We start from the raw sequence: 20,229 nt of genomic DNA on the forward strand, positions 1-20,229 counted from the left end.
CATTAATAGGTTAAACTAAGAAAAACAGGAGATTGTGGAATGGGCCAAGTTGCATTTGATACACTACAAGCATCAGAAGAGCTTCAAACCGCTGGACTTACCAGTCAGCAAGCCAAGGCTATCTCGCTTGTCGTACGCAAATCCCATGAGGTTGCTGATGTGGCAACTAAAGCGGATATTGCAGAAGTTAAGCGTGATATATCTGATGTTAGAAAAGAAATAGCCGATGTCCGTAAGGATTTATCTGCTGAAATAGCCGATGTCCGTAAGGATTTATCTGCTGAAATAGCCGATGTCCGTAAGGATTTATCTGCTGAAATAGCTGATGTCCGTAAGGACATGGAACATCGCTTTGAAAAGGTTGAATTACAAATACTAGATGTACGTAAAGATATCAGCATAATAAGCAAAGATTTACTTTTTAAACTGGGTGGGTTGATGGTTACATTGTTTGGCTTGACCATTGCTGCGATGAAGTTTCTTTAAATATCAGTTTCTTCCTCTAGTGCTTTCAATTTCTCAAGTGGTGGAATATAAGCAGCTTCCGGTGCAACACGTAATTCGCATAACGTACCACTCTCATCCTGCGTATAAACAACTTCGCTAATGACCAGTTCCCGATTGTTAAAACCTAACACGGGATCAAAGACGATAACTCGCTGGTTAGGTTTCCACAGGCTGCCGTCACCTTGCCGCCAGCCCTGGACGCTATAAGTCGTTTCTTCCGTTCTGGCTGCTCGCTGTTTGGCTTCAAATTCGCTACGTGCTTTACAACTGCCCCCTGTGGCATTACCGGATTGCTGGATATGTTGCGGACGATAGCGCGTTATCTGGCTATCTTTGTCTTTGGCCCGAATGACAGTTAATGTCGCTTCCCCGAAATCGTCATCATCACCCGATCGTTGACCCGCAACCTGATATTCCGAAAAGCGTTCACGGATACTCTGTTCCGTATCACAGGTGAGAATATTTTCTCCCCAGACAAGCGCCGTTGTCGCACGATCATTGCCGACTGTACCAATTAACAGATTGCCCTCTTCATCATCCCAGGCGAGCGCCTGTTGGCTTCCTAGCGCCTTGTTTAATACTTCGTGTACTGTTTCGCCGTAATCGGCCTGAAAAGCCTGTAGCGGCGTTTTTGGGGCCTTTTGGCTAATGACCTTAATGCTAAACGGTTTGGCCAGTTCTGACGCGATTTGATGTAAGGTTTTGCCCGTAAAAAGCGTCGTATTCGCCGCACAGTCGATTAAATCTGCTGTCTTACTACGACCACTGATACCAACCTGGATACTTTTAGCGTCATAACGTATCGGGGTGGCTTCAATCCAGCCGGTGAGGACTTTATCCTGACCGATGAGGACTTCGACAAGTTCACCTTTTTTAATTCTGGGTTGTAACGGTACGCTTCCTGATCCACCAGGCCATTGGCGGGTGATTTCTACATTGAAATCGCGTGACAGCCGCTCTATGCCTGCTGAAATCTGTACCCGCGTCCAGCCCCCCCATTCGCGCCCGTTGACGCGCAATATCACGTGATTACTCATCTTGCGGGTACTCTCAAAGGTTTCACTGGTGATGCGGCGTGCGATATTTGAAGCCAAAACGTGCGATAAATGGTGGGCTACTTTTGTTTCCGTCAGTGCAACGTAATTACACTTTTATTTTTTGTCGGGATCGCTTTGACCTGTTCGAGCATTTAGATTAACTGGACAATATTTGTAGATGCTAGCTAATGAGACGCCATACAGTAATGCCAGCTGCTTTCTACTATTGCCGGACTCAAGTAATTTTTTAGCCTGCTCTTGCTGTGCGGAAGATAATGAGCAAGGTCTCCCCCCGATACGTCCCTTGCTTCTTGCTGCGGCTAAACCTGCCTTAGTACGCTCAACAATCAGTTCTCGCTCCATTTGCGCCAACGCACTCATCACATGAAAGAAAAAACGACCTGCTGACGAAGAAGTGTCGATAGAATCTGTCAAACTATGAAAATGAATACCTTCATCTTCCAGTTTGGAGATTAAAGTAATCAAATGTTTAATGCTACGACCCAGCCTGTCGAGCTTCCAGACCACCAGAGTATCCCCCGATTTCAGGCAGTTTAACGCGCGTTTTAATCCGGATCTCTGGTCTGTTTTTCCACTGATTTTATCCTCAAAAATCTGTTCACAATTTGCACAAATCAAGGATTTTTGCTGTAAATCGGTGTTTTGGTCATTTTTTGACATCCTCATATAGCCAATTTTTGCCATTTTTAACCTTTTCTCAGACCCGGTAAGCCTTGTAATCGCTGGTTATTGTCTAAATTTTACCTAATTTCTCGATTTAATAAAACCTTAGTTTAACCTGAGTTCGGGATAAGCATTATCAATTATACTTGAAGATACGTACCTGCAACAGGTATCTTTGGTTTAGATGGCATTAAACAATATGCAACCAGTCCGCCTAATAAATTCACTACAAAGTTAGCCGGAGAGCGATGTCGCGTATGCTCTATTTGACAAAGATTTTTTAACTCATCAAATACCGTTTCAATGACAGAACGATGACGCAAGATGGCTTTGTCGAAACAAGTCTGTTTAATAGGCTTCATTTTCTTCTTGATATTCGTTATAAGGCTAATTCCCATCGTTTTGAGTTGCTGTTTCAGTGAAGCCGATAAATACCCTTTATCTGCGTACAAACAACCAGAAAGATCCTTTGTCAGCTCAGGCAATGGTTTCCGATCATCGGTGTTTCCTGGTGTGAGTCGAAAACTGAGTATTTCCCCCAAATGATTGATAATTACATGAAGCTTGAAACCAAAGAACCAACCTGTTGAATTTTTTCCCCGTTCAGCTATCCCATTGAAGACTTTATGTCTGCGGATCCGTAAGTTATCACACACCGCTATCGGAGTAGAATCGGCAACCGATAGCCCCGTGCATTTTCCCTTAATTGACTCAAACAGTGCCGTTAACGCTAAGGCACTACGCGGAAGTAACTCTACACAGCGTGAATAGGATGGCAAGTTAGGAAATTCCTTCCGGAGATATAAGCGGACATAATAGAGATAAAATACCTTGAATTGCCTGAATCGGAGTTGATGAAACAACACAACCAGTGTCATCATTTCCGCCAACGAAAGCTGAGTAGACCGTCTACGACGCTTAGTACCGTTAGTCAGCAAATATTCATGCATTTTTGGCTCGAAGTCTTTGCAAAAATCATCCATCAGGCAATAAAGTTCAGTAAGATTTTCCATAATTGTTTAACAATGCTCTACTCTTTAACCAGACTGTTAGAGTATTTTAACAAAACAGGCTCATTCAACTGTTTGAATATCAAGACTTTCTCTTTATTTCTTATCCCGAACTCAGGTTAGTTTATTGGAAACGGTAGATTGTGCAAAAAACGCACTGGATAAACGAACCGGCGGAACTGTCAACGGAGGTGTCACATTAGGGCAAAATTTAACCATTTCATGGGGCGGCAGAACGGCCACTTATCATGAAAACGGTGATGTAACTGGCCCTATTTGGGGCGGGGCGTTAAGCAGCTGGCTTAATATGCAGATTAACAATCGAGGAGCAAAAAATACCGCTCACCTTGCTACTAACGGATGGTGGAAATGTGGTGATACCGGCTTTATCAGGCAATGGGGCGTTACACCACCCCTCAATGCTGGACAGATTTATACGGTATCTTTACCTTGTCCCGTCCCTCATGCCATCTTCTCGGCAAACGCGACGGTAAAATACAAAGGTATTGCTCCCGAGGGAAATTTAGGCACTTATGTCGAAATAGTCGGAAAATCGTTAATTATCAGTGCAGATTACACCAGAACAGGGATTAAAGTGTCAACGATCACCGTGATCCACTTTTTAGCTAAATACGATCAATCAAAATTGATCCACTGTTTTACTCGGTTATTGCTCCTGATCGCCGCTTATCTTTCAATCGATAGCTTTCACCGCTCAATTGCAGTACATGCGAATGATGAAGTAAACGATCAAGCATAGCGGCGGTTAATGTTGCGTCATCAGCAAAAGCACCAGGCCATTGTCCAAATGATAAGTTACTCGTCAATATGACACTGCCATGCTCATAACGCTTGGCAATCACATTGAAAAATAAGTTTGCTTCCTCTCGCCCAAATGGCAGGTATCCAATCTCATCTATGATCAACAACTTCGGGGCCATTACCGAACGTGATAGATATTGTTTGAGCTTATTTTGTCGTTTAGCAGTTGAGAGTTGCAACATCAGTTCAGCCGCTGTTGTAAAGCGAGTTTTCTTCCTGGCCTGTACTGCTTTTAATCCTAATCCAATAGCTAAATGCGTTTTGCCTACACCGCTTGGGCCAAGCAACACGACATTTTCATTACGTTCAATAAAAGTTAATGCACTTAATTCTTGTATTTGTTGCTTAGGAACACCCGTTGCAAACTTAAAATCGAACGAACTAAGTTCTTTGTGCGTTGGGAATCCTGCCATCCGACTAAAGAGATGGCGAGTTCGTTCATCTCGTTGTTGTTGCTCACATTTTAATAGGGACAATAAAAACTCTCCGTAGCTTTTGTCTTGGGCAATGCACTGTTGGGCAAAGTGATGACCAATGAGTCGGAACAGAATTTAATTTCAATGACTCACACAGGTGTTCAATTTGTTCATGCAATAACATGTTCACCTCCCAGCAATGCTTCATATACGCTGATTGAGTGTTGCAAATTGACAGATTCAAGCGGCGGTACGATACGGATATTAAGCGCATTAGTCTGCGGGATAGATTGGCAAATCCTTGTTGGCAAAGGAAGAAGATACTTAATTTCCTTAGCTAATCTATCTGCTGGCTTCTCTAACGTTGTTCCATGAATCCGCTGATGAGCGACTCGTTGTAACCAGGGCCCCACTTTTGCATTGGCTATCTCCATGTCCAGTTCAAGATTATGAGCACGAAGGTCGGTATTTAATGGTACGATAAAGCTGTTTTTTAAGTAGTGGTTAAAGCGCTCTACTTTACCTTTTGTTTTTGCCCTGTAGGGCTTACAAGCACTCAATTTAAATCCGTAATCTTTCGACATCTGAAGCATTTCGACATTTAATTTAACCTGAGTTCGGGATAAGAAATAAAGAGAAAGTCTTGATATTCAAATAGTTGAATGAGCCTGTTTTGTTAAAATACTCTAACAGTCTGGTTAAAGAGTAGAGCATTGTTAAACAATTATGGAAAATCTTACTGAACTTTATTGCCTGATGGATGATTTTTGCAAAGACTTCGAGCCAAAAATGCATGAATATTTGCTGACTAACGGTACTAAGCGTCGTAGACGGTCTACTCAGCTTTCGTTGGCGGAAATGATGACACTGGTTGTGTTGTTTCATCAACTCCGATTCAGGCAATTCAAGGTATTTTATCTCTATTATGTCCGCTTATATCTCCGGAAGGAATTTCCTAACTTGCCATCCTATTCACGCTGTGTAGAGTTACTTCCGCGTAGTGCCTTAGCGTTAACGGCACTGTTTGAGTCAATTAAGGGAAAATGCACGGGGCTATCGGTTGCCGATTCTACTCCGATAGCGGTGTGTGATAACTTACGGATCCGCAGACATAAAGTCTTCAATGGGATAGCTGAACGGGGAAAAAATTCAACAGGTTGGTTCTTTGGTTTCAAGCTTCATGTAATTATCAATCATTTGGGGGAAATACTCAGTTTTCGACTCACACCAGGAAACACCGATGATCGGAAACCATTGCCTGAGCTGACAAAGGATCTTTCTGGTTGTTTGTACGCAGATAAAGGGTATTTATCGGCTTCACTGAAACAGCAACTCAAAACGATGGGAATTAGCCTTATAACGAATATCAAGAAGAAAATGAAGCCTATTAAACAGACTTGTTTCGACAAAGCCATCTTGCGTCATCGTTCTGTCATTGAAACGGTATTTGATGAGTTAAAAAATCTTTGTCAAATAGAGCATACGCGACATCGCTCTCCGGCTAACTTTGTAGTGAATTTATTAGGCGGACTGGTTGCATATTGTTTAATGCCATCTAAACCAAAGATACCTGTTGCAGGTACGTATCTTCAAGTATAATTGATAATGCTTATCCCGAACTCAGGTTAATTTATGTTCACCTTCTGCATAAGCATCCCGTTCGATGATGAGAGCTTTTGCGTTATCACACCATACTTCCTGTGGTACACCACCAAAATAGTCGAAAGCGTCTTTTAAACCTTGTTGCCAGGATTCTGCTCGCTCATTATCAAAGAATTTTACATAACTCGCACGCGAGTAGCCGAGCGTTGCAACAAACGCTTTTAGGGGTTGTTTTCCTCGCCGGATGGTGGTGAAGTCGATTTGCATTTGTTGACCTGGCTGTGTTTCAAAATGGACGACAGCTTCGGGAACGATGCTTGGTTTAAATTGACAAACAAATCGGCGTAATTGAGCAATACCGCCTTGATAACCTCTTTCAACTACCTCACGAGTTTCGCACAAAACTAATTTGGGTACGCTAATAAAACACGGATTTGCTCAGTAATAGCACTTTTGATTACGTCCCAATTTTGTTGATAAAGGGTTATTTTTTCAGATACACGAGTTTCGCACAGGCATATAAAATTCTAGAAATGGCTTAAAAGCAATGATCAATCTGCAAGTTACTAAAACACATGAATTTTCTTAAATTACAATAAGTTGTATTTGATTTATAAGGTTTTATCTATTTATATATTATGCTGAATTAAACTTAAAAATAGCGCGTTTTTTTATTGGTGCGAAACTCGTGAGATATACGACGTTTATGTTGTTCAAACCACGCAGAAATAACGAGAAAAATATGATTTCTTTGCGCTCGGCTCGTGCGAGCCTGACAGCGTTCAATACCACAGTTTTGTTTAACTTCTCGATGATAAACTTCAACAGACCAACGGGCATCCATGATAGATTTGAGGTATTGACGGGTGGGATTCTCTTTGTTTGTTACTATGTAATCAATACGGCCGTTTTTGGCTGTAAATTTGAAAACGGTTACCCAACCATATCCTCGCAAGTGTATTGACGTTCCTTCTTCTGAGATGTCTAACTTGTTCAGTTGTTTGTTATGGTTAACAATCCTATTTTTCCTCAGCGTGTTTACCCAGATCCAACCATGAGAGCGAATTGATTTCAGGTTATCCAGGCTAGAATACCAAGCATCCATCACTACGGCTTCTGGCATGATCCCTCTTTTTTTAGCAAGAGTGAGCATTTCGGAAAAGTGCGTGTTTTTTGTTTTTCCATCAGAATCTTTATCATAAATACGATAATTGATAGGAATTGATTCAACCTTCGTCAGATCATGCCAAAGCAAATTAACTAAACCTATGCCAGCAATAACATCATGTTCATTACCTGAATATTGATAATGGACCATCACTATTTTTTTACTACGTGTTTTGGCAATCAATGTATCATCGGCAATTAGTACGCAAGGGCTTTTTTTGTCTATAGCACGAGTTTCGCACAAAACTAATTTGGGTACGCTAATAAAACACGAATTTGCTCAGTAATAGCACTTTTGATTACGTCCCAATTTTGTTGATAAAGGGTTATTTTTTCAGATATACGACGTTTATGTTGTTCAAACCACGCAGAAATAGCGAGAAAAATATGATTTCTTTGCGCTCGGCTCGTGCGAGCCTGACAGTGTTCAATACCACAGTTTTGTTTAACTTCTCGATGATAAACTTCAACAGACCAACGGGCATCCATGATAGATTTGAGGTATTGACGGGTGGGATTCTCTTTGTTTGTTACTATGTAATCAATACGGCCGTTTTTGGCTGTAAATTTGAAAACGGTTACCCAACCATATCCTCGCAAGTGTATTGACGTTCCTTCTTCTGAGATGTCTAACTTGTTCAGTTGTTTGTTATGGTTAACAATCCTATTTTTCCTCAGCGTGGTTACCCAGATCCAACCATGAGAGCGAATTGATTTCAGGTTATCCAGGCTAGAATACCAAGCATCCATCACTACGGCTTCTGGCATGATCCCTCTTTTTTTAGCAAGAGTGAGCATTTCGGAAAAGTGCGTGTTTTTTGTTTTTCCATCAGAATCTTTATCATAAATACGATAATTGATAGGAATTGATTCAACCTTCGTCAGATCATGCCAAAGCAAATTAACTAAACCTATGCCAGCAATAATATCATGTTCATTACCTGAATATTGATAATGGACCATCTCTATTTTTTTACTACGTGTTTTGGCAATCAATGTATCATCGGCAATTAGTACGCAAGGGCTTTTTTTGTCTATAGAAGGTTCAACTAATCGCCATAGGTCTTTAGGTCTAAAACATCTACTTTTTAGCCATCGGCTAACAGTGTCATGAAATAAAGGCGATGGGCTTACTTCTGATAACGCTAAATCAGAGTATCTTAAACTGCTTACTTGTAAGAATGTTTTATACACGAGTTTCGCACCAATAAAAAAACGCTCTATTTTTAAGTTTAATTCAGCATAATATGTAAATAGATAAAACCTTATAAATTAAATATAACTTATTGTAAATTAAGTGAATTTATGAATTTCAGTAACTTGCAGATTAATCATTACTTTCAAGCCATTTCTAGAATTTTATAGGCCTGTGCGAAACTCGTGTTATAGATATCTTTAATACATGGATAACCCGACAAAATATGAACACCCTGATTTTTTCTTGTTTTTAAATTTATACTTCTTTTTTGGAGATTGCGAAACTCGTGTAGAATTGACTTTTCTATCTGACAAACTAGTACATTCTCAATTAATTCTTTATTAACCTCAGTTACTGTATTTTCGTATACAAAAATATCTTTAAAACCAAAACGGTCATGGCAGCTAATAATGTATTTCAGTGCGATATTCCTTCTCACCATTGCAGTTAAGCATTTAAGCCCTTCCATGTGTTCATCATGAGATAGCGGGGCAGCGTCCGGTTTAAAGCGACTGTAGTCATCTAACCAGGAGGGATAATTAAGCCCCAAGCAAGTAAAATTTTCTTTTGCGACCGCAATTTCTTTTTGAATCTCATGACATTTATATGATGAATTTGACACAAGGGTATCCCTCAAAATTAATTGATGAATGATTGCCCCTGAAAAGGGGCGTTAAGATTATTTAGTTACGTTGGAGGAAGCGATTGACGTTCGCTTGTTGCCATTTTTCAAGTGATTGGCTCATGACGCTATCGTGTTCGTGAGTACTGGCTTCTAACAGTTGTTGCATTTCACGAAGTACCGTATCGACATTTTCCTTATGGCGGAGTAGACGACGGATAACTTGTTTTTCAGCATCAAAAATAGCGGATTTGAGCGTACTGGTCATGCCGTAAATTCGTCGGCATTCTTCTGCGATTATCGATATTTGACTAACTTCAAAATGTTGAGGGGATGCAACTCCTGTCGCATGACGTAGCGCATACCAAATACCTTGTGTCCATGCTCTCTCAAATCTAAATCCATTCGCCATGCTCCAGACAAGATGAGTCAGATTGCGTGTGTCGTTATCGGTTAAGAGTTCGGGTGCTTCTGGTCTACGTTTAGGGATTGAATGTAGCTCTGCTTCCATGCGATTAAATTCAGCAATATAGGCTTCCTTGAATTGTGCTGCTTTTTTTCCTGTGAATCCCATCACCAAGAATACGAATCCCTCTTTGGTCATTTCGTAGCATTTTGTTGAAATTCCATCGCTTCCATTTGGATTTTTTCTTATGTAAGACGTCTCCTTAAAATTCAGGAGACGAAACTCTGATGAACAATCAAGAGATTCTATTTTTTGAATGACGTTATCGTGACGTTTTGCAAAGTATATTGCAACGGCATTTGATGACGTTACTACTTTACCATTGTGGATAAATACATTTGGAGTGCTAACTTCATTAGCTGCAGTTTGAATAGTCATTTTACGTTCCTATCTGATCGTTGATTTACCCTTGTTGAGAGGGAGGTCGGGTACTTCAACACCGCAGATAGACGGCCAGCAATTTTCCCTTCGAAAAGGTGTTGTATCTTTTGCTCGCTACCCGACCATAATAATCTATGGACGTAAAAAAACCGCATTACTTTCGGGAGCGGTATCCGCTATCTGGGTATGTTGAGTACCTGATAGAAACTATAGCGCATGATTTCTTCTTTCGTCAATGGGTATTGTTAGGTTATACTTCCCAAAAAGGAGGATAATGTTATGAGTCAGGTTGCATTTGATGCACTACAAGCATCGGAAGAACTAGAAAGTGCTGGCATTTCCAGAGAACAGGCTAGGGCTATTTCGCTTGTTGTACGTAGATCGCATGAGGTTGCTGATGTAGCGACTAAAGCTGATATTGTTGAAGTAAATCGCAATATTGCTGATGTCCGCAAGGATTTATCGACTGAGATAGCTGATGTCCGCAAAGACTTATCGGCTGAAATAACCAATGTCCGCAAAGATATGGAAATAACCCGTAAAGACTTACAACTTGAAATGTCAGGCATTCGCGCTGAACAAAAGTTAATGCGCTGGATGTTAGGTGCGGGTATTTTAGGTATCCTTTCTCTGGTGGTAAAAGCGTTTTTGATGCCCGCCTTATAACAAATGCTGTGGGTTATTAGTTCAGTTGGTAGAGCAGTGGACTCTTAATCCATCGGTCGCAGGTTCAAGTCCTGCATAGCCCACCAATTTCACGATGTACCTTCATCAGTCTTAAATTCTCTTTTTTAAGACGATTATTTTCTTTTGTTAAGCAGTGTATTATCGTTTTGAAAGTACGTGTTTCCATGTCGTCGTCATTCCATATATCAATACTGCTTAAGTATCTTGAATCGCTTAAATCACGACTGCCATTGGTCACGCCAACCAGATTACCCATATTAGGGTGTTTTGCCGTCACAATGCGTGGATTGTCCAATCTCATGATTTATTCTCCACTTAAAAGCGCAATCATCGCCTCAGCAGCTGCTATGGCGTCTTCTTTAGTTAAGAAAATCAGACTATTTTTTAAAAGATACTGATCATATCCGCTATTGTTCCATCTATGCCATGTTTGTAAGCTACCATCAAATTGTGGGGTATAGTATATTTCCGCCTCTTTTAACGGCTCTCGCTCAGGCGCATTAATTTCACGATTGCTAATTTTGATCGTGCGTGGTTTTAGTCTATAGTCATATTTTTCATAAAATGAATCTTCCGCCATTGGAAGCCATTCATGTTCTTTATTCAGTCTCCAGTCAAACTCTTCCCACCAATCATATCTGTTTTTAGCTATCTCAGGAGCAGTAACCATTAATTCAGCGTGGGGGTGTCTTTCTGTTATTTGATACATTGGGAAATCCTTATATGCATTTCGTAACATATTGTTATCATTGATAAATGAATATCGAGAATCACTTTCGTTAGCTACTTCGTAATATTTACACGAGTTTCGCACAGGCGTATAAAATACTAGAAATGGCTTAAAATCGATGATTAATCTTCAAGTTACTAAAACACATAAATTTTATTAAATTACAATAAGTTGCTTTTGATTTATAAGATTCTGTCTATTTATATATTATGCTGGATTAAACTTAAAGATAGAGCGTTTATTTATTGGTGCGAAACTCGTGATTTATTTAAAGTTACCCCTTCTTGCCAAGCCTCATCAGCGTATTCAAACGTTGTAATTTTTATATGTTTTGTCATTCAAATTCCTCATCACTACTCGCTTAATTCAACCAACATGGACGCTCACCTTTACCCAAGTAAAAGTCTAAGATATCAAGTAAGCGAGGGTAGAATTCAAGTGCTTTTCTGCCGTCCATTTCTGCGATTTCTTCTTTACTAAATTGCCGCCACTTCTCTACCGAATGATGTTGACATCCGGCATGCAAATAATCTCCATTTGTAATTATGATTGGATAGGTTTCACCCATGATCACAAATGTATGCTCTGGCAGGTTGGCTCCGATTAGGTTGGCCTTACGTCCCTTTTTGCCAAGCGACTCTACCCAAACTTTATGCTCATCAAGTATTTTTCTTAATTCATCGTTGTTCATTTCATTACCTTTAGGCGAAAAAAAGACCTGATCAGGTCTTATATATATGAGATAGGATGTGTGCCAAGTGCCACTTGGTCACGAGTTTCGCACAAAACTAATTTGGGTACGCTAATAAAACACGGATTTGCTCAGTAATAGCACTTTTGATTACGTCCCAATTTTGTTGATAAAGGGTTATTTTTTCAGATATACGACGTTTATGTTGTTCAAACCACGCAGAAATAGCGAGAAAAATATGATTTCTTTGCGCTCGGCTCGTGCGAGCCTGACGGCGTTCAATACCACAGTTTTGTTTAACTTCTCGATGATAAACTTCAACAGACCAACGGGCATCCATGATAGATTTGAGGTATTGACGGGTGGGATTCTCTTTGTTTGTTACTATGTAATCAATACGGCCGTTTTTGGCTGTAAATTTGAAAACGGTTACCCAACCATATCCTCGCAAGTGTATTGACGTTCCTTCTTCTGAGATGTCTAACTTGTTCAGTTGTTTGTTATGGTTAACAATCCTATTTTTCCTCAGCGTGGTTACCCAGATCCAACCATGAGAGCGAATTGATTTCAGGTTATCCAGGCTAGAATACCAAGCATCCATCACTACGGCTTCTGGCATGATCCCTCTTTTTTTAGCAAGAGTGAGCATTTCGGAAAAGTGCGTGTTTTTTGTTTTTCCATCAGAATCTTTATCATAAATACGATAATTGATAGGAATTGATTCAACCTTCGTCAGATCATGCCAAAGCAAATTAACTAAACCTATGCCAGCAATAACCTCATGTTCATTACCTGAATATTGATAATGGACCATCACTATTTTTTTACTACGTGTTTTGGCAATCAATGTATCATCGGCAATTAGTACGCAAGGGCTTTTTTTGTCTATAGAAGGTTCAACTAATCGCCATAGGTCTTTAGGTCTAAAACATCTACTTTTTAGCCATCGGCTAACAGTGTCATGAGATAAAGGCGATGGGCTTACTTCTGATAACGCTAAACCAGAGTATCTTAAACTGCTTACTTGTAAGAATGTTTTATAGATATCTTTAATACATGGATAACCCGACAAAATATGAACACCCTGATTTTTTCTTGTTTTTAAATTTATACTTCTTTTTTGGAGATTGCGAAACTCGTGTTGGTTTCCGATTACAGTCATCACGGACGGGTAAACGCAATCAAACTATATTTAGCTATTTGAAAGATAATTTATAGTGTTGACTGTCCCACGAGCGCAGAGCCGCATTCACACATCCTTAAATTGATTTGATTGCCTACTTTTAACCACGTTAGGCGAGGTGGTTTCTCTTGTACCCCTACAGAGAGAAATAAGCTAAAATAATTTCACCCTTACAGAGTGAGAAAATTAAGCCTATGAACAACACTTGGTGGCAGGAATTTGTTCGTTTCTTCCTGCAAGGAATAACCCTAAATCGGTTGATTTATATGCTTATTATATTGATTATCTTAATAATCATTACACCAGCACAGATAAAAGAATGGATAAATTTTTACAATCCTGAAATTATTCCAAGTTATTGGATGTACTACACTCTATTATTTTGTGTTAGCTATGTTATAGCTTCCATTTTCGGTGCTACCTACAATTTTATAAAGCCTTTTTATTACTCACTGTTAAATTGGATATATAAGCGTAAAGCCGAAAAATATATAGACCAATTAACGGATGATGAGAAAGACTTTATTTGTTTGTTTTTAGATTTGAAGTACCAGTAAATAAGTTCAATAGGAATAACCCGTTGATAGAAACATTGGTTCAAAAAGGGATTCTGATTGATTTGGGCGCATTACCCTATCAGCAAGATAAAAATCAGTATAAAATTAATGAGTATTATTCTTCTTTGATTATAATAAAGCTTTCATCTAGATGGAATTAAACTTTAATTAAATACAAATCTGGATTTTATTATTGTTCATCTTTTGATTTCTCAAGCTGCTCTATAATATATCCAGCTAGCCTTAGTTATATTTGATTTTATATTACTTGAGCTAACTGTCATTTCAGTTCCTTATTTTTGAAGGCCCAATTCAATACATCATAAAGAAGCCATTTTTTAGATAATATATGAACTCCATCGTCACGAACAGGTTTAGGAAAGTCTTTTTCTAACATTATTATATTTTTAAGCGCAATATAATTAACGCCAAGTATCGATGATAGATAGGATAGATTACATTCAATTTTGTTATATTTAAGCATGACTAGTAGAGCATTTATGAACATTTCATCTTTAACTATATAATTTTTTCTCATATGAGACCTCGAAACTAATTAAGTATATGACGTCTAATCTTATTTTAGACAATAAATTTCATGATATTTATATTGCTAATCTTAACAATTAGCGGTGAATCCAAAATGTGATTTTGGCTTTTTGTTAAACCGTCTAGAAGTGTACAAAGCTGCTATGGGCAAACAGCAATTATCAAATGAGTCATAAACTTTAGTAGGGCGAATTGATATTGCTATTTCAATACGACTCATCACTTTTCTTTTTAGTGAAAGAGCAGGGCGTTTAGTGTTGGGTGGTGTTTGTTGCTGAGAGGGTTTACTTGGATTTAAGGCTGCTTTCAGTGCCATATTAAGTGCTTTGTTATAGTTATAGGCTGCTTGTTTAGCTTTTCTACGCTCTTGTCTACGACTACGAGCATTATCATAGCCATGAAAGTTACACATATTACCTCCTACAATGGGTTTTGGTGGTGTGTGCCGGAGGTGTCCGGATTATATTTACAGTCATATTGGTAGTTCCCTAGTGTTGGTTTTAACTTAATGACTGTATTTTGGTTATTTCACACACCCCAAAACCGACTGTTTGGGTGTTTTATGGTTCGCTTTTTCAGCGTAATAGTGTTAAAGAGCGGTACTGCTTAACTGTCGTCACTGGCCTTCATGTTCATACGCCTCGGGCTGGCTACTTAGCAATCTCTGGCAAAGTTTCAGATAACTCGGAGTCTTGTCTGGCGTTTGCCTGTTGCAGTGATGAATATTACATTAGGTAATAAATAAAGTCAATACCGAATATATTATAAATTTATTATCTTATTTTTATTGAATGATTTTAAGAGAATTATTTTTCAGCGATTAAAAACTGGATTATTTAAACAAAGATGGAGGGTAATGTATGTATTTTTATCAGGTGCGCCGTAAAACCCCGTTCTTTTGCGACAGCCTCTTTAGGGCGGGGAGGATGTTAATAAAGTTATTTTTCCGTGACACTTTTAACGTAAATTATAATTGCTGACTTAATTTCTTCACCTAAAATTTGTGCATTTATGCTTAAATGAAGAGGTTCTCTATCCCATTCTGCTTTTTGCAACATCTCTTTATTCTCTTTTTCATCGAGAAAAATGTCTTGAACTATACATGTAACAAGTTTATTAGTATCAGTCTCTCTAACAGTCACTTTAAAGACATCAGGATCTGATGAATCTACTTTTTCTACTCCGTATATGCCATCAATTCTTGTAGTTATAGGTTTTTCCTTGCATTTGTTGAGAGTTGTTTTGTCATTTCTTGATCTAAGTTGATATCAGCAAATTCTACATTTTTAGCGTTAGATAATGATTTTAGTAACTCGGCTTTTGCATCATCAGCAATGTCTTGCTGTTGTTTTAATTGTGGTATTCCATCTATGACTTTTTGAAAAATTTCCATTCGCTTGGTTTCTTCTTGTGACATTATTGTCATAGTATTAAGAAATTGCTTTTCACTTTCATTTTTAGCCTCTAGCGCTCTTATTTCGCGGCGGTGATCTAAGTATTTTTTAAACATAGATGCTGCACCCCAGATAACCGCGGTTCCAAGAACAATAGTAATCATTTCTTGAGGTGTCATTTTATCTATAATAGCCTTCTGAGCCTAAAAGTCCATTAAAATCAATATTAATGATAGATGAACCGCTATCAACAGTAACAATTATCTCAATGGATTGCCTTTCTTCCTGTGACAAAATTTTTTCTGGATCATTGTACTTGAGTGTTGCATATACTTTATTTACCTGAGATTGCATTTTAACAAAACCCTTCATAACAGAAGGAGTTATACTGCTTTGGAATTTTTCTCCTGTTAATTTGAATGCTAGATTAGGCCAACCATCAAGTTTAATGTTATTAGGTATAGCATGTCCTTCTGAGTATTGCTCCAAATATTTTATCACTTCATCTTCAGACTGAATAATTATAATATCGTTTTTCAAAATATTTCCTTAATATTTAAATCAAACTGGCTGATGAATCGTCTGAAATTTATTATTATTTCCACCCAGATCACGATGCTCTTTTGGATTTCTTCTCTTTTTCTTTCATTTCTTTATAAATTCGTTCAAGATTAGCCCGAGTCTCAGTAATTTCTTTCAAATAATTTTTTTGTTCTTCTTGTGTGAGAGCGTTGAACATTTCTAAAAGATTTTCTTCTGTTTTTGTTAATTTGATATATGAATTATCAGGTATCATATAACTATAATCTGTTGGTAGCATTAATTTTGCTATTTCTTCTAACTCTAAAGCTATTGATGGGCTTATGTCACTTGGTTTTACTTTTAGTAGTTTTGCAAATAGAGCTACAGTTTTTGCATTTAAAGGATTTACGCCATTTAGATAATGACTAACCGCAGCCTGACCAATACCTAATTGATCTGCTATATCTTCTTGTGTGATGCAAAGTTCATTTTTTTTAAGCATATAGATTGATTTCAATCTTTTTGCATCATCTAGCTGTTCTTTTGTCAAAGGTTTTTTCTTATTCATGTTCTTATTTTATTACCGTTGATCATATTATAGAAATACATTCGGTATTGACATGCGTTATTACCGAATGTAATGCTATATTTAAAAGGAGATTCGGATGAACAAAATTACTATTAAGGATTATGTAAACCGACATGGACAAGAAATAACTGCTAAGGAACTTGGTATTACCCAAGGAGCCGTTAGCAGAGCATTGAAGCAACATCGGAAAATGTTTTTAAATTTTACTAAGAATGGAATAGAGGCAATAGAAATAAAGCCTTTTCCATCAAATGGTAATAAGCAAAAATCGAACTAATTTACACCGCTCTTTAACAATCTGGCCTCCCTGAAATTGGGAGATTTCAAATTCCCAGCCCATCGGGAGGGATAACTATTATCTGAAACTAATGGATTAAGTGTAGGATAAGATTGCTGCAAAGACTATCAAATCATTTTGTCTGTATGCTATTTGATTTGCGTGTTTTTGAGTATTTTCTTGCAGAATAGAGATAAGTATTTGGTAAGCAACAGTTATCAAATGAAGGCTGAGGCTTTTTGTCTTTTAGATTGAGCGTGAGTGATGCAAGGGTATTAACGGTATCATCTTGTTTGTTGAATATGGAATCAAGGATTTGCTCTGTAGAACGTGGCTTAGGTTTCGCTTCATATTCAGCGCGTTTTCTATCCCAAAATGCCATTTGTTTTGCTAGGCGACGAGATTTAGCATTGTCTTTTTTAGGTTTAAAGATAATGGTTGCCATTTTGTTCCTCCTAAATAAGTTTTAGTGGTGTGTGCCGAATACTTACGGTTAATGTTCACAGTCTGTTTATTCCCTGGTGTAGAAACGAGATTTGACTGTTCTGTTCATATTCACACCCCGCAAAACTCACTTGGTGGTGTTGCTCTAACGCTTATTCAGAGCGGTGATTCCAGTATGTTAAAGAGCGAAATGACTTAGTTACTGATGACTACACTTGCCTTCATGTTCATACGCCTCAGGCTAGCTACTTGGCAACGTCTGGCAAAGTTTCAGATAACTCGGAGTCTTGTCTTGGCGTTTGCCTGTTGCAGTGAGTTGATGGATTTATTAAATATGAAACTTAAATTTAAGCCAATATTAAATTTAATTAAAGGTAAGTTTTAAACTTATCAATTAGGTTAACAATATGATTTTATTTAAAAAATAAATTTAGAATTAATTGATAGAGGGTTTTTGCGTTTTTATGAGGAAAAAAACGAGGGTTTTGTTAAAGTTTTACCTTTACAATGGTTTGTTTATGTTTTTCTTTTGTAAAAGTTCTTTTAATAGTTTGTCGTAATAATATTTTTTTTCAGTCAAAGTTTTTAAAAGTTCATTAGATTCACTTTCTGGTAATTCATTGAATAGTTTTAATAATAATTTTTCTTTTTCTGATAATTCAGGTTTCGGGAGGTCCAAGTCATCAATTGAAGCATCACCTTCACCTAAAATCCAAGCCACAGAAACATTTAAATGATCCGCTAATTTTATAGCAGACTCTTTTCCTATGCTTCCCCTTATATACCAGCCATTAACAGATTGGGGAGTGACTCCGCAAATTTTTGCCATGTATGATTTTGTAATTGATTTTACCTCAATAAGTTTATTGAGCCTTTCTGATAAGGGGTTGTTTGTGTTTTTATTTATCATTTTGTTCATATATTAATTTTAAACTTAAAGTTTAAATAATTAAATAAGTTTAAAATTGACTTTTATTAAGTTTTTTATTTAAATAAAGACTAAAGGAGGAACAATCATGTCTGCCCTAAAGAAAGTTATTAACGTAACAGGCACTGCTACTCGTTTAGCTGCTGCGTTAGGTGTTTCAAATATGACAGTTAGTCAATGGAAAAATAAGTATAAAGGTCGTGTGCCTGTCGATCGTGTATTAGCAATTTACGAATTAACAGGAATAACTCCCCATGAGTTACGCCCTGATATTTACCCAAACCCAACAGACGGTATCCCTGCTAATAAGCAAAATACTCTCTGAGTAACACCGTTCTTTAACATTTTGACTCGCTCTGAATAAGCGTTAGAGCCACCACAACCTCATAGGAATATCGAGGTAGGGAATTTTATTACTTAAGGATTATAACCATGGAATATACAAAAACTATCAAAATCACCTGCAAACCTGAGCATTTAGAATCTTACTTTTACCAGAAGATGTCATCAGAAGGGGGTAATAACGGGTTTGCTAAATCACTAGGGATCCACCCCTCAACAGCGAGTCGGGATAAAACTAGAATATTTAAACTAGCCTGTCAGGTCGTCTCAGAATACGGTTTGCCTAGGCATGTGGTGAGTGTGCCTGATTCATCGACACAGGAGCTTGTTATTACGAATATATCAGGTGAAGAAATACGCAAGCTGATAGACATGCTAGAACATTTGAGATTGCCAAAAAAAGAAGCCTCAAAGTTAAAAAACAATGAAGCTTTTGAATGTCAGATGGAATGTTGTATTTAACTAGTATTTCAAGGAGAAGGGAATCGTCGAATTTCCCTTTTTTCTTTCAATTTCAGCGAGGTCATTATGCCAAAAAATCGCCGATTTTACCAGTCAAATATTCATAAAAACATTATTCGAGAGAGAGTCAATCGCTCTTTCACGGAGTTAGCCGCCAAGAAGCTAAAAGCCGCATTTGAAGATGCAAAATTAAGGCTTAAACATCGCAAAGAATCCATTAGAGGTAATCAATGAAACATCTTACTCCAACCGAGACCGTTAACCAAATTGGGCGTATAAATCTGTCTGGTAATGTTATCCCTGCTAACTGGTGGCATCATATTAAAATGCCAAGCGGAAAGCCTGACAGCACAGCTATTGTTTTGCTATCTGAAATTATTTACTGGTATCGTCCAACTGAAATCAGACACGAGTTTCGCACCAATAAAAAAACGCTCTATTTTTAAGTTTAATTCAGCATAATATATAAATAGAAAAAATCTCATAAATTGAAAATAACTTATTGTAATTTAAGTAAATTTATACGTCTTAGCAAGTTACAGATTAATTATTGTTCTGAAGCCATTTCTAGAATTTTATATGCCCGTGCGAAACTCGTGTCAGAGACAAATGTACGGGCAAGCTGAAAGGCTGGCGCAAGCGTTTTCAGGGTGACAAATTACAGCGTAGCTATCAATCTTTTGCTGATCAGTTCGGATTTACAAAACGCGAAGTAACTGATGCCTTAAAACGATTGAAATCGCAAGGTATTATTACACTAGAACTCCGTACAATTAATACTTGAACAGGGCCTTGTTGTAATGTTTTGTTCATTGAACCTGTTCCTGCACGCATTGATGAGATAACTAACGCTATACAATTAGTTAACAATCAACCTAAATTAGACTCAGTTTTTGTAATAGCTCCTACGAAAAAACGTAATAGGGGTTACGTTGAAACGGAATACCCCCTACGAAAAAACG

The 20,229-nt window shown here is 37.9% G+C and carries 30 protein-coding genes, 1 tRNA gene and 3 pseudogenes; 12 read left to right on the forward strand and 22 right to left on the reverse strand.

Annotated elements, in window-relative coordinates; translation table 11 throughout:
* Nucleotides 1-39 precede the first annotated feature (39 nt).
* On the forward strand, nucleotides 40-486 hold the full coding sequence (locus V3224_RS08600; protein WP_334469898.1) for a hypothetical protein: 447 nt from the start codon (nucleotides 40-42) through the stop codon (nucleotides 484-486).
* On the opposite strand, the gene V3224_RS08605 is transcribed toward V3224_RS08600, so the two are convergent.
* The 3 genes from V3224_RS08605 to V3224_RS08615 form a co-directional block, all read right to left on the reverse strand.
* Nucleotides 483-1,544 (reverse strand): phage baseplate assembly protein, encoded by a 1,062-nt coding sequence (locus tag V3224_RS08605; protein ID WP_334469899.1) that lies wholly within the window; start codon nucleotides 1,542-1,544, stop codon nucleotides 483-485. The genes V3224_RS08600 and V3224_RS08605 overlap by 4 nt on opposite strands.
* Nucleotides 1,545-1,658: 114 nt before the next feature.
* Nucleotides 1,659-2,249, reverse strand: a complete 591-nt coding sequence (locus V3224_RS08610) for a recombinase family protein (RefSeq protein ID WP_334469889.1) — start codon at nucleotides 2,247-2,249, stop codon at nucleotides 1,659-1,661.
* A gap of 119 nt (nucleotides 2,250-2,368) precedes the next feature.
* Nucleotides 2,369-3,241 carry an IS982 family transposase gene (locus V3224_RS08615; RefSeq protein WP_334467716.1) on the reverse strand — a complete coding sequence of 291 codons (873 nt, stop codon included), beginning with the start codon at nucleotides 3,239-3,241 and terminating at the stop codon, nucleotides 2,369-2,371.
* Between the two features lie 124 nt (nucleotides 3,242-3,365).
* Here V3224_RS08615 and V3224_RS08620 point away from each other — a divergent pair, with 124 nt between their 5' ends.
* On the forward strand, nucleotides 3,366-3,998 hold the full coding sequence (locus tag V3224_RS08620; protein WP_334469901.1) for a hypothetical protein: 633 nt from the start codon (nucleotides 3,366-3,368) through the stop codon (nucleotides 3,996-3,998).
* On the opposite strand, the pseudogene istB reads toward V3224_RS08620, so the two are convergent.
* Both istB and V3224_RS08630 read right to left on the reverse strand, forming a co-directional pair.
* A pseudogene (istB, locus tag V3224_RS08625) lies at nucleotides 3,898-4,660 on the reverse strand (IS21-like element helper ATPase IstB). The gene V3224_RS08620 and the pseudogene istB overlap by 101 nt on opposite strands.
* Nucleotides 4,647-5,060, reverse strand: a complete 414-nt coding sequence (locus V3224_RS08630; protein ID WP_334469902.1) for a hypothetical protein — start codon at nucleotides 5,058-5,060, stop codon at nucleotides 4,647-4,649. The pseudogene istB and the gene V3224_RS08630 overlap by 14 nt, the downstream one beginning before the upstream one ends.
* 142 nt (nucleotides 5,061-5,202) lie before the next feature.
* Between V3224_RS08630 and V3224_RS08635 the strand changes: the two genes are divergently transcribed.
* Nucleotides 5,203-6,075 (forward strand): IS982 family transposase, encoded by an 873-nt coding sequence (locus V3224_RS08635; RefSeq protein ID WP_334467716.1) that lies wholly within the window; start codon nucleotides 5,203-5,205, stop codon nucleotides 6,073-6,075.
* Between the two features lie 30 nt (nucleotides 6,076-6,105).
* On the opposite strand, the pseudogene V3224_RS08640 reads toward V3224_RS08635, so the two are convergent.
* The 5 genes and pseudogenes from V3224_RS08640 to V3224_RS08660 form a co-directional block, all read right to left on the reverse strand.
* A pseudogene (locus V3224_RS08640) lies at nucleotides 6,106-6,495 on the reverse strand (DDE-type integrase/transposase/recombinase); the annotation flags it as partial.
* A gap of 235 nt (nucleotides 6,496-6,730) precedes the next feature.
* Nucleotides 6,731-7,474: pseudogene (locus V3224_RS08645) on the reverse strand (IS701 family transposase); the annotation flags it as partial.
* A gap of 17 nt (nucleotides 7,475-7,491) precedes the next feature.
* The gene (locus V3224_RS08650) at nucleotides 7,492-8,454 is read right to left on the reverse strand and encodes an IS701 family transposase (RefSeq protein WP_442890175.1); all 963 of its coding nucleotides are present in this window, start codon (nucleotides 8,452-8,454) and stop codon (nucleotides 7,492-7,494) included.
* A gap of 131 nt (nucleotides 8,455-8,585) precedes the next feature.
* Entirely contained in the window at nucleotides 8,586-9,065 is a 480-nt protein-coding gene (locus V3224_RS08655) for a hypothetical protein (protein ID WP_334469908.1), read from the reverse strand.
* Nucleotides 9,066-9,126: 61 nt separating this feature from the next.
* Nucleotides 9,127-9,909 (reverse strand): Rha family transcriptional regulator, encoded by a 783-nt coding sequence (locus V3224_RS08660; protein WP_334469909.1) that lies wholly within the window; start codon nucleotides 9,907-9,909, stop codon nucleotides 9,127-9,129.
* 282 nt (nucleotides 9,910-10,191) lie between these two features.
* On the opposite strand from V3224_RS08660, the gene V3224_RS08665 reads away from it, so the two are divergent.
* Nucleotides 10,192-10,578: a hypothetical protein gene (locus tag V3224_RS08665; RefSeq protein WP_334469910.1), complete on the forward strand. Its 387-nt coding sequence runs from the start codon at nucleotides 10,192-10,194 to the stop codon at nucleotides 10,576-10,578.
* A 10-nt stretch (nucleotides 10,579-10,588) separates the two neighbouring features.
* A tRNA-Lys gene (locus V3224_RS08670) sits at nucleotides 10,589-10,664 on the forward strand.
* On the opposite strand, the gene V3224_RS08675 is transcribed toward V3224_RS08670, so the two are convergent.
* The 4 genes from V3224_RS08675 to V3224_RS08690 form a co-directional block, all read right to left on the reverse strand.
* Complete coding sequence (locus V3224_RS08675) at nucleotides 10,643-10,900, reverse strand: hypothetical protein (RefSeq protein WP_334469912.1); 258 nt, start codon at nucleotides 10,898-10,900, stop codon at nucleotides 10,643-10,645. The two genes, V3224_RS08670 and V3224_RS08675, sit on opposite strands and share 22 nt — an antisense overlap.
* A gap of 3 nt (nucleotides 10,901-10,903) precedes the next feature.
* A complete protein-coding gene (locus tag V3224_RS08680; RefSeq protein WP_334469914.1) occupies nucleotides 10,904-11,338 on the reverse strand; it encodes a hypothetical protein in 435 nt (144 codons plus the stop codon).
* Between the two features lie 352 nt (nucleotides 11,339-11,690).
* Nucleotides 11,691-12,020, reverse strand: coding sequence for a hypothetical protein (locus V3224_RS08685; protein WP_334469916.1), 330 nt, complete (start codon nucleotides 12,018-12,020; stop codon nucleotides 11,691-11,693).
* A 97-nt stretch (nucleotides 12,021-12,117) separates the two neighbouring features.
* Nucleotides 12,118-13,092: an IS701 family transposase gene (locus V3224_RS08690; protein ID WP_334469918.1), complete on the reverse strand. Its 975-nt coding sequence runs from the start codon at nucleotides 13,090-13,092 to the stop codon at nucleotides 12,118-12,120.
* A 305-nt stretch (nucleotides 13,093-13,397) separates the two neighbouring features.
* Here V3224_RS08690 and V3224_RS08695 point away from each other — a divergent pair, with 305 nt between their 5' ends.
* Together V3224_RS08695 and V3224_RS08700 are read left to right on the forward strand one after the other, a co-directional pair.
* Nucleotides 13,398-13,760, forward strand: coding sequence for a super-infection exclusion protein B (locus V3224_RS08695; protein WP_334469657.1), 363 nt, complete (start codon nucleotides 13,398-13,400; stop codon nucleotides 13,758-13,760).
* Between the two features lie 23 nt (nucleotides 13,761-13,783).
* The gene (locus V3224_RS08700) at nucleotides 13,784-13,921 is read left to right on the forward strand and encodes a hypothetical protein (protein WP_334469659.1); all 138 of its coding nucleotides are present in this window, start codon (nucleotides 13,784-13,786) and stop codon (nucleotides 13,919-13,921) included.
* Between the two features lie 119 nt (nucleotides 13,922-14,040).
* Here the strand turns inward: V3224_RS08700 and V3224_RS08705 are convergent, their stop codons facing one another.
* The 6 genes from V3224_RS08705 to V3224_RS08730 form a co-directional block, all read right to left on the reverse strand.
* Complete coding sequence (locus V3224_RS08705; RefSeq protein ID WP_334469661.1) at nucleotides 14,041-14,298, reverse strand: hypothetical protein; 258 nt, start codon at nucleotides 14,296-14,298, stop codon at nucleotides 14,041-14,043.
* Nucleotides 14,299-14,379: 81 nt separating this feature from the next.
* Nucleotides 14,380-14,721: a transcriptional antitermination N peptide gene (locus V3224_RS08710; protein WP_334469919.1), complete on the reverse strand. Its 342-nt coding sequence runs from the start codon at nucleotides 14,719-14,721 to the stop codon at nucleotides 14,380-14,382.
* Between the two features lie 526 nt (nucleotides 14,722-15,247).
* Nucleotides 15,248-15,451 carry a hypothetical protein gene (locus V3224_RS08715; protein ID WP_334469921.1) on the reverse strand — a complete coding sequence of 68 codons (204 nt, stop codon included), beginning with the start codon at nucleotides 15,449-15,451 and terminating at the stop codon, nucleotides 15,248-15,250.
* Nucleotides 15,452-15,516: 65 nt separating this feature from the next.
* Entirely contained in the window at nucleotides 15,517-15,882 is a 366-nt protein-coding gene (locus V3224_RS08720) for a hypothetical protein (protein ID WP_334469923.1), read from the reverse strand.
* A 1-nt stretch (nucleotide 15,883) separates the two neighbouring features.
* Entirely contained in the window at nucleotides 15,884-16,243 is a 360-nt protein-coding gene (locus V3224_RS08725) for a hypothetical protein (protein ID WP_334469925.1), read from the reverse strand.
* A 70-nt stretch (nucleotides 16,244-16,313) separates the two neighbouring features.
* Nucleotides 16,314-16,793 (reverse strand): helix-turn-helix domain-containing protein, encoded by a 480-nt coding sequence (locus V3224_RS08730; protein WP_334469927.1) that lies wholly within the window; start codon nucleotides 16,791-16,793, stop codon nucleotides 16,314-16,316.
* Nucleotides 16,794-16,890: 97 nt separating this feature from the next.
* Between V3224_RS08730 and V3224_RS08735 the strand changes: the two genes are divergently transcribed.
* Complete coding sequence (locus V3224_RS08735; protein WP_334469929.1) at nucleotides 16,891-17,091, forward strand: LysR family transcriptional regulator; 201 nt, start codon at nucleotides 16,891-16,893, stop codon at nucleotides 17,089-17,091.
* 133 nt (nucleotides 17,092-17,224) lie between these two features.
* On the opposite strand, the gene V3224_RS08740 is transcribed toward V3224_RS08735, so the two are convergent.
* Together V3224_RS08740 and V3224_RS08745 are read right to left on the reverse strand one after the other, a co-directional pair.
* Nucleotides 17,225-17,536: a hypothetical protein gene (locus V3224_RS08740; protein WP_051297179.1), complete on the reverse strand. Its 312-nt coding sequence runs from the start codon at nucleotides 17,534-17,536 to the stop codon at nucleotides 17,225-17,227.
* 501 nt (nucleotides 17,537-18,037) lie between these two features.
* Nucleotides 18,038-18,454 carry a transcriptional regulator gene (locus V3224_RS08745; protein ID WP_334469935.1) on the reverse strand — a complete coding sequence of 139 codons (417 nt, stop codon included), beginning with the start codon at nucleotides 18,452-18,454 and terminating at the stop codon, nucleotides 18,038-18,040.
* Between the two features lie 97 nt (nucleotides 18,455-18,551).
* Here V3224_RS08745 and V3224_RS08750 point away from each other — a divergent pair, with 97 nt between their 5' ends.
* From V3224_RS08750 to V3224_RS08765, 4 genes are all read left to right on the forward strand, one after another.
* Nucleotides 18,552-18,788, forward strand: coding sequence for a transcriptional regulator (locus V3224_RS08750; protein WP_334469937.1), 237 nt, complete (start codon nucleotides 18,552-18,554; stop codon nucleotides 18,786-18,788).
* Nucleotides 18,789-18,895: 107 nt separating this feature from the next.
* Nucleotides 18,896-19,267 carry a hypothetical protein gene (locus V3224_RS08755; protein WP_334469939.1) on the forward strand — a complete coding sequence of 124 codons (372 nt, stop codon included), beginning with the start codon at nucleotides 18,896-18,898 and terminating at the stop codon, nucleotides 19,265-19,267.
* A gap of 66 nt (nucleotides 19,268-19,333) precedes the next feature.
* Entirely contained in the window at nucleotides 19,334-19,501 is a 168-nt protein-coding gene (locus V3224_RS08760) for a hypothetical protein (protein WP_334469941.1), read from the forward strand.
* On the forward strand, nucleotides 19,498-19,713 hold the full coding sequence (locus tag V3224_RS08765) for a hypothetical protein (protein WP_442890070.1): 216 nt from the start codon (nucleotides 19,498-19,500) through the stop codon (nucleotides 19,711-19,713). Before V3224_RS08760 ends, V3224_RS08765 begins: the two co-directional genes overlap by 4 nt.
* Nucleotides 19,714-20,229 lie beyond the last annotated feature (516 nt).

This window comes from Arsenophonus sp. PmNCSU2021_1 (genome assembly GCF_036919435.1).
GTDB classification, from domain to species: Bacteria; Pseudomonadota; Gammaproteobacteria; order Enterobacterales; family Enterobacteriaceae; genus Arsenophonus; species Arsenophonus nilaparvatae.

Excerpts from the sequence above, each read along its gene's own strand:
- V3224_RS08685 (WP_334469916.1), bottom strand. The coding sequence starts at position 12,020 with ATGAACAACGATGAATTAAGAAAAATACTTGATGAGCATAAAGTTTGG.
- V3224_RS08660 (WP_334469909.1), bottom strand. The coding sequence starts at position 9,909 with ATGACTATTCAAACTGCAGCTAATGAAGTTAGCACTCCAAATGTATTT.
- V3224_RS08665 (WP_334469910.1), top strand. The coding sequence starts at position 10,192 with ATGAGTCAGGTTGCATTTGATGCACTACAAGCATCGGAAGAACTAGAA.
- V3224_RS08705 (WP_334469661.1), bottom strand. The coding sequence starts at position 14,298 with ATGAGAAAAAATTATATAGTTAAAGATGAAATGTTCATAAATGCTCTA.
- V3224_RS08755 (WP_334469939.1), top strand. The coding sequence starts at position 18,896 with ATGGAATATACAAAAACTATCAAAATCACCTGCAAACCTGAGCATTTA.
- V3224_RS08635 (WP_334467716.1), top strand. The coding sequence starts at position 5,203 with ATGGAAAATCTTACTGAACTTTATTGCCTGATGGATGATTTTTGCAAA.
- V3224_RS08675 (WP_334469912.1), bottom strand. The coding sequence starts at position 10,900 with ATGAGATTGGACAATCCACGCATTGTGACGGCAAAACACCCTAATATG.
- V3224_RS08680 (WP_334469914.1), bottom strand. The coding sequence starts at position 11,338 with ATGTTACGAAATGCATATAAGGATTTCCCAATGTATCAAATAACAGAA.
- V3224_RS08695 (WP_334469657.1), top strand. The coding sequence starts at position 13,398 with ATGAACAACACTTGGTGGCAGGAATTTGTTCGTTTCTTCCTGCAAGGA.
- V3224_RS08740 (WP_051297179.1), bottom strand. The coding sequence starts at position 17,536 with ATGGCAACCATTATCTTTAAACCTAAAAAAGACAATGCTAAATCTCGT.
- V3224_RS08760 (WP_334469941.1), top strand. The coding sequence starts at position 19,334 with ATGCCAAAAAATCGCCGATTTTACCAGTCAAATATTCATAAAAACATT.
- V3224_RS08720 (WP_334469923.1), bottom strand. The coding sequence starts at position 15,882 with ATGACACCTCAAGAAATGATTACTATTGTTCTTGGAACCGCGGTTATC.
- V3224_RS08735 (WP_334469929.1), top strand. The coding sequence starts at position 16,891 with ATGAACAAAATTACTATTAAGGATTATGTAAACCGACATGGACAAGAA.
- V3224_RS08610 (WP_334469889.1), bottom strand. The coding sequence starts at position 2,249 with ATGGCAAAAATTGGCTATATGAGGATGTCAAAAAATGACCAAAACACC.
- V3224_RS08745 (WP_334469935.1), bottom strand. The coding sequence starts at position 18,454 with ATGAACAAAATGATAAATAAAAACACAAACAACCCCTTATCAGAAAGG.
- V3224_RS08630 (WP_334469902.1), bottom strand. The coding sequence starts at position 5,060 with ATGTCGAAAGATTACGGATTTAAATTGAGTGCTTGTAAGCCCTACAGG.
- V3224_RS08730 (WP_334469927.1), bottom strand. The coding sequence starts at position 16,793 with ATGAATAAGAAAAAACCTTTGACAAAAGAACAGCTAGATGATGCAAAA.
- V3224_RS08765 (WP_442890070.1), top strand. The coding sequence starts at position 19,498 with ATGAAACATCTTACTCCAACCGAGACCGTTAACCAAATTGGGCGTATA.
- V3224_RS08605 (WP_334469899.1), bottom strand. The coding sequence starts at position 1,544 with ATGAGTAATCACGTGATATTGCGCGTCAACGGGCGCGAATGGGGGGGC.
- V3224_RS08600 (WP_334469898.1), top strand. The coding sequence starts at position 40 with ATGGGCCAAGTTGCATTTGATACACTACAAGCATCAGAAGAGCTTCAA.
- V3224_RS08710 (WP_334469919.1), bottom strand. The coding sequence starts at position 14,721 with ATGTGTAACTTTCATGGCTATGATAATGCTCGTAGTCGTAGACAAGAG.
- V3224_RS08750 (WP_334469937.1), top strand. The coding sequence starts at position 18,552 with ATGTCTGCCCTAAAGAAAGTTATTAACGTAACAGGCACTGCTACTCGT.
- V3224_RS08615 (WP_334467716.1), bottom strand. The coding sequence starts at position 3,241 with ATGGAAAATCTTACTGAACTTTATTGCCTGATGGATGATTTTTGCAAA.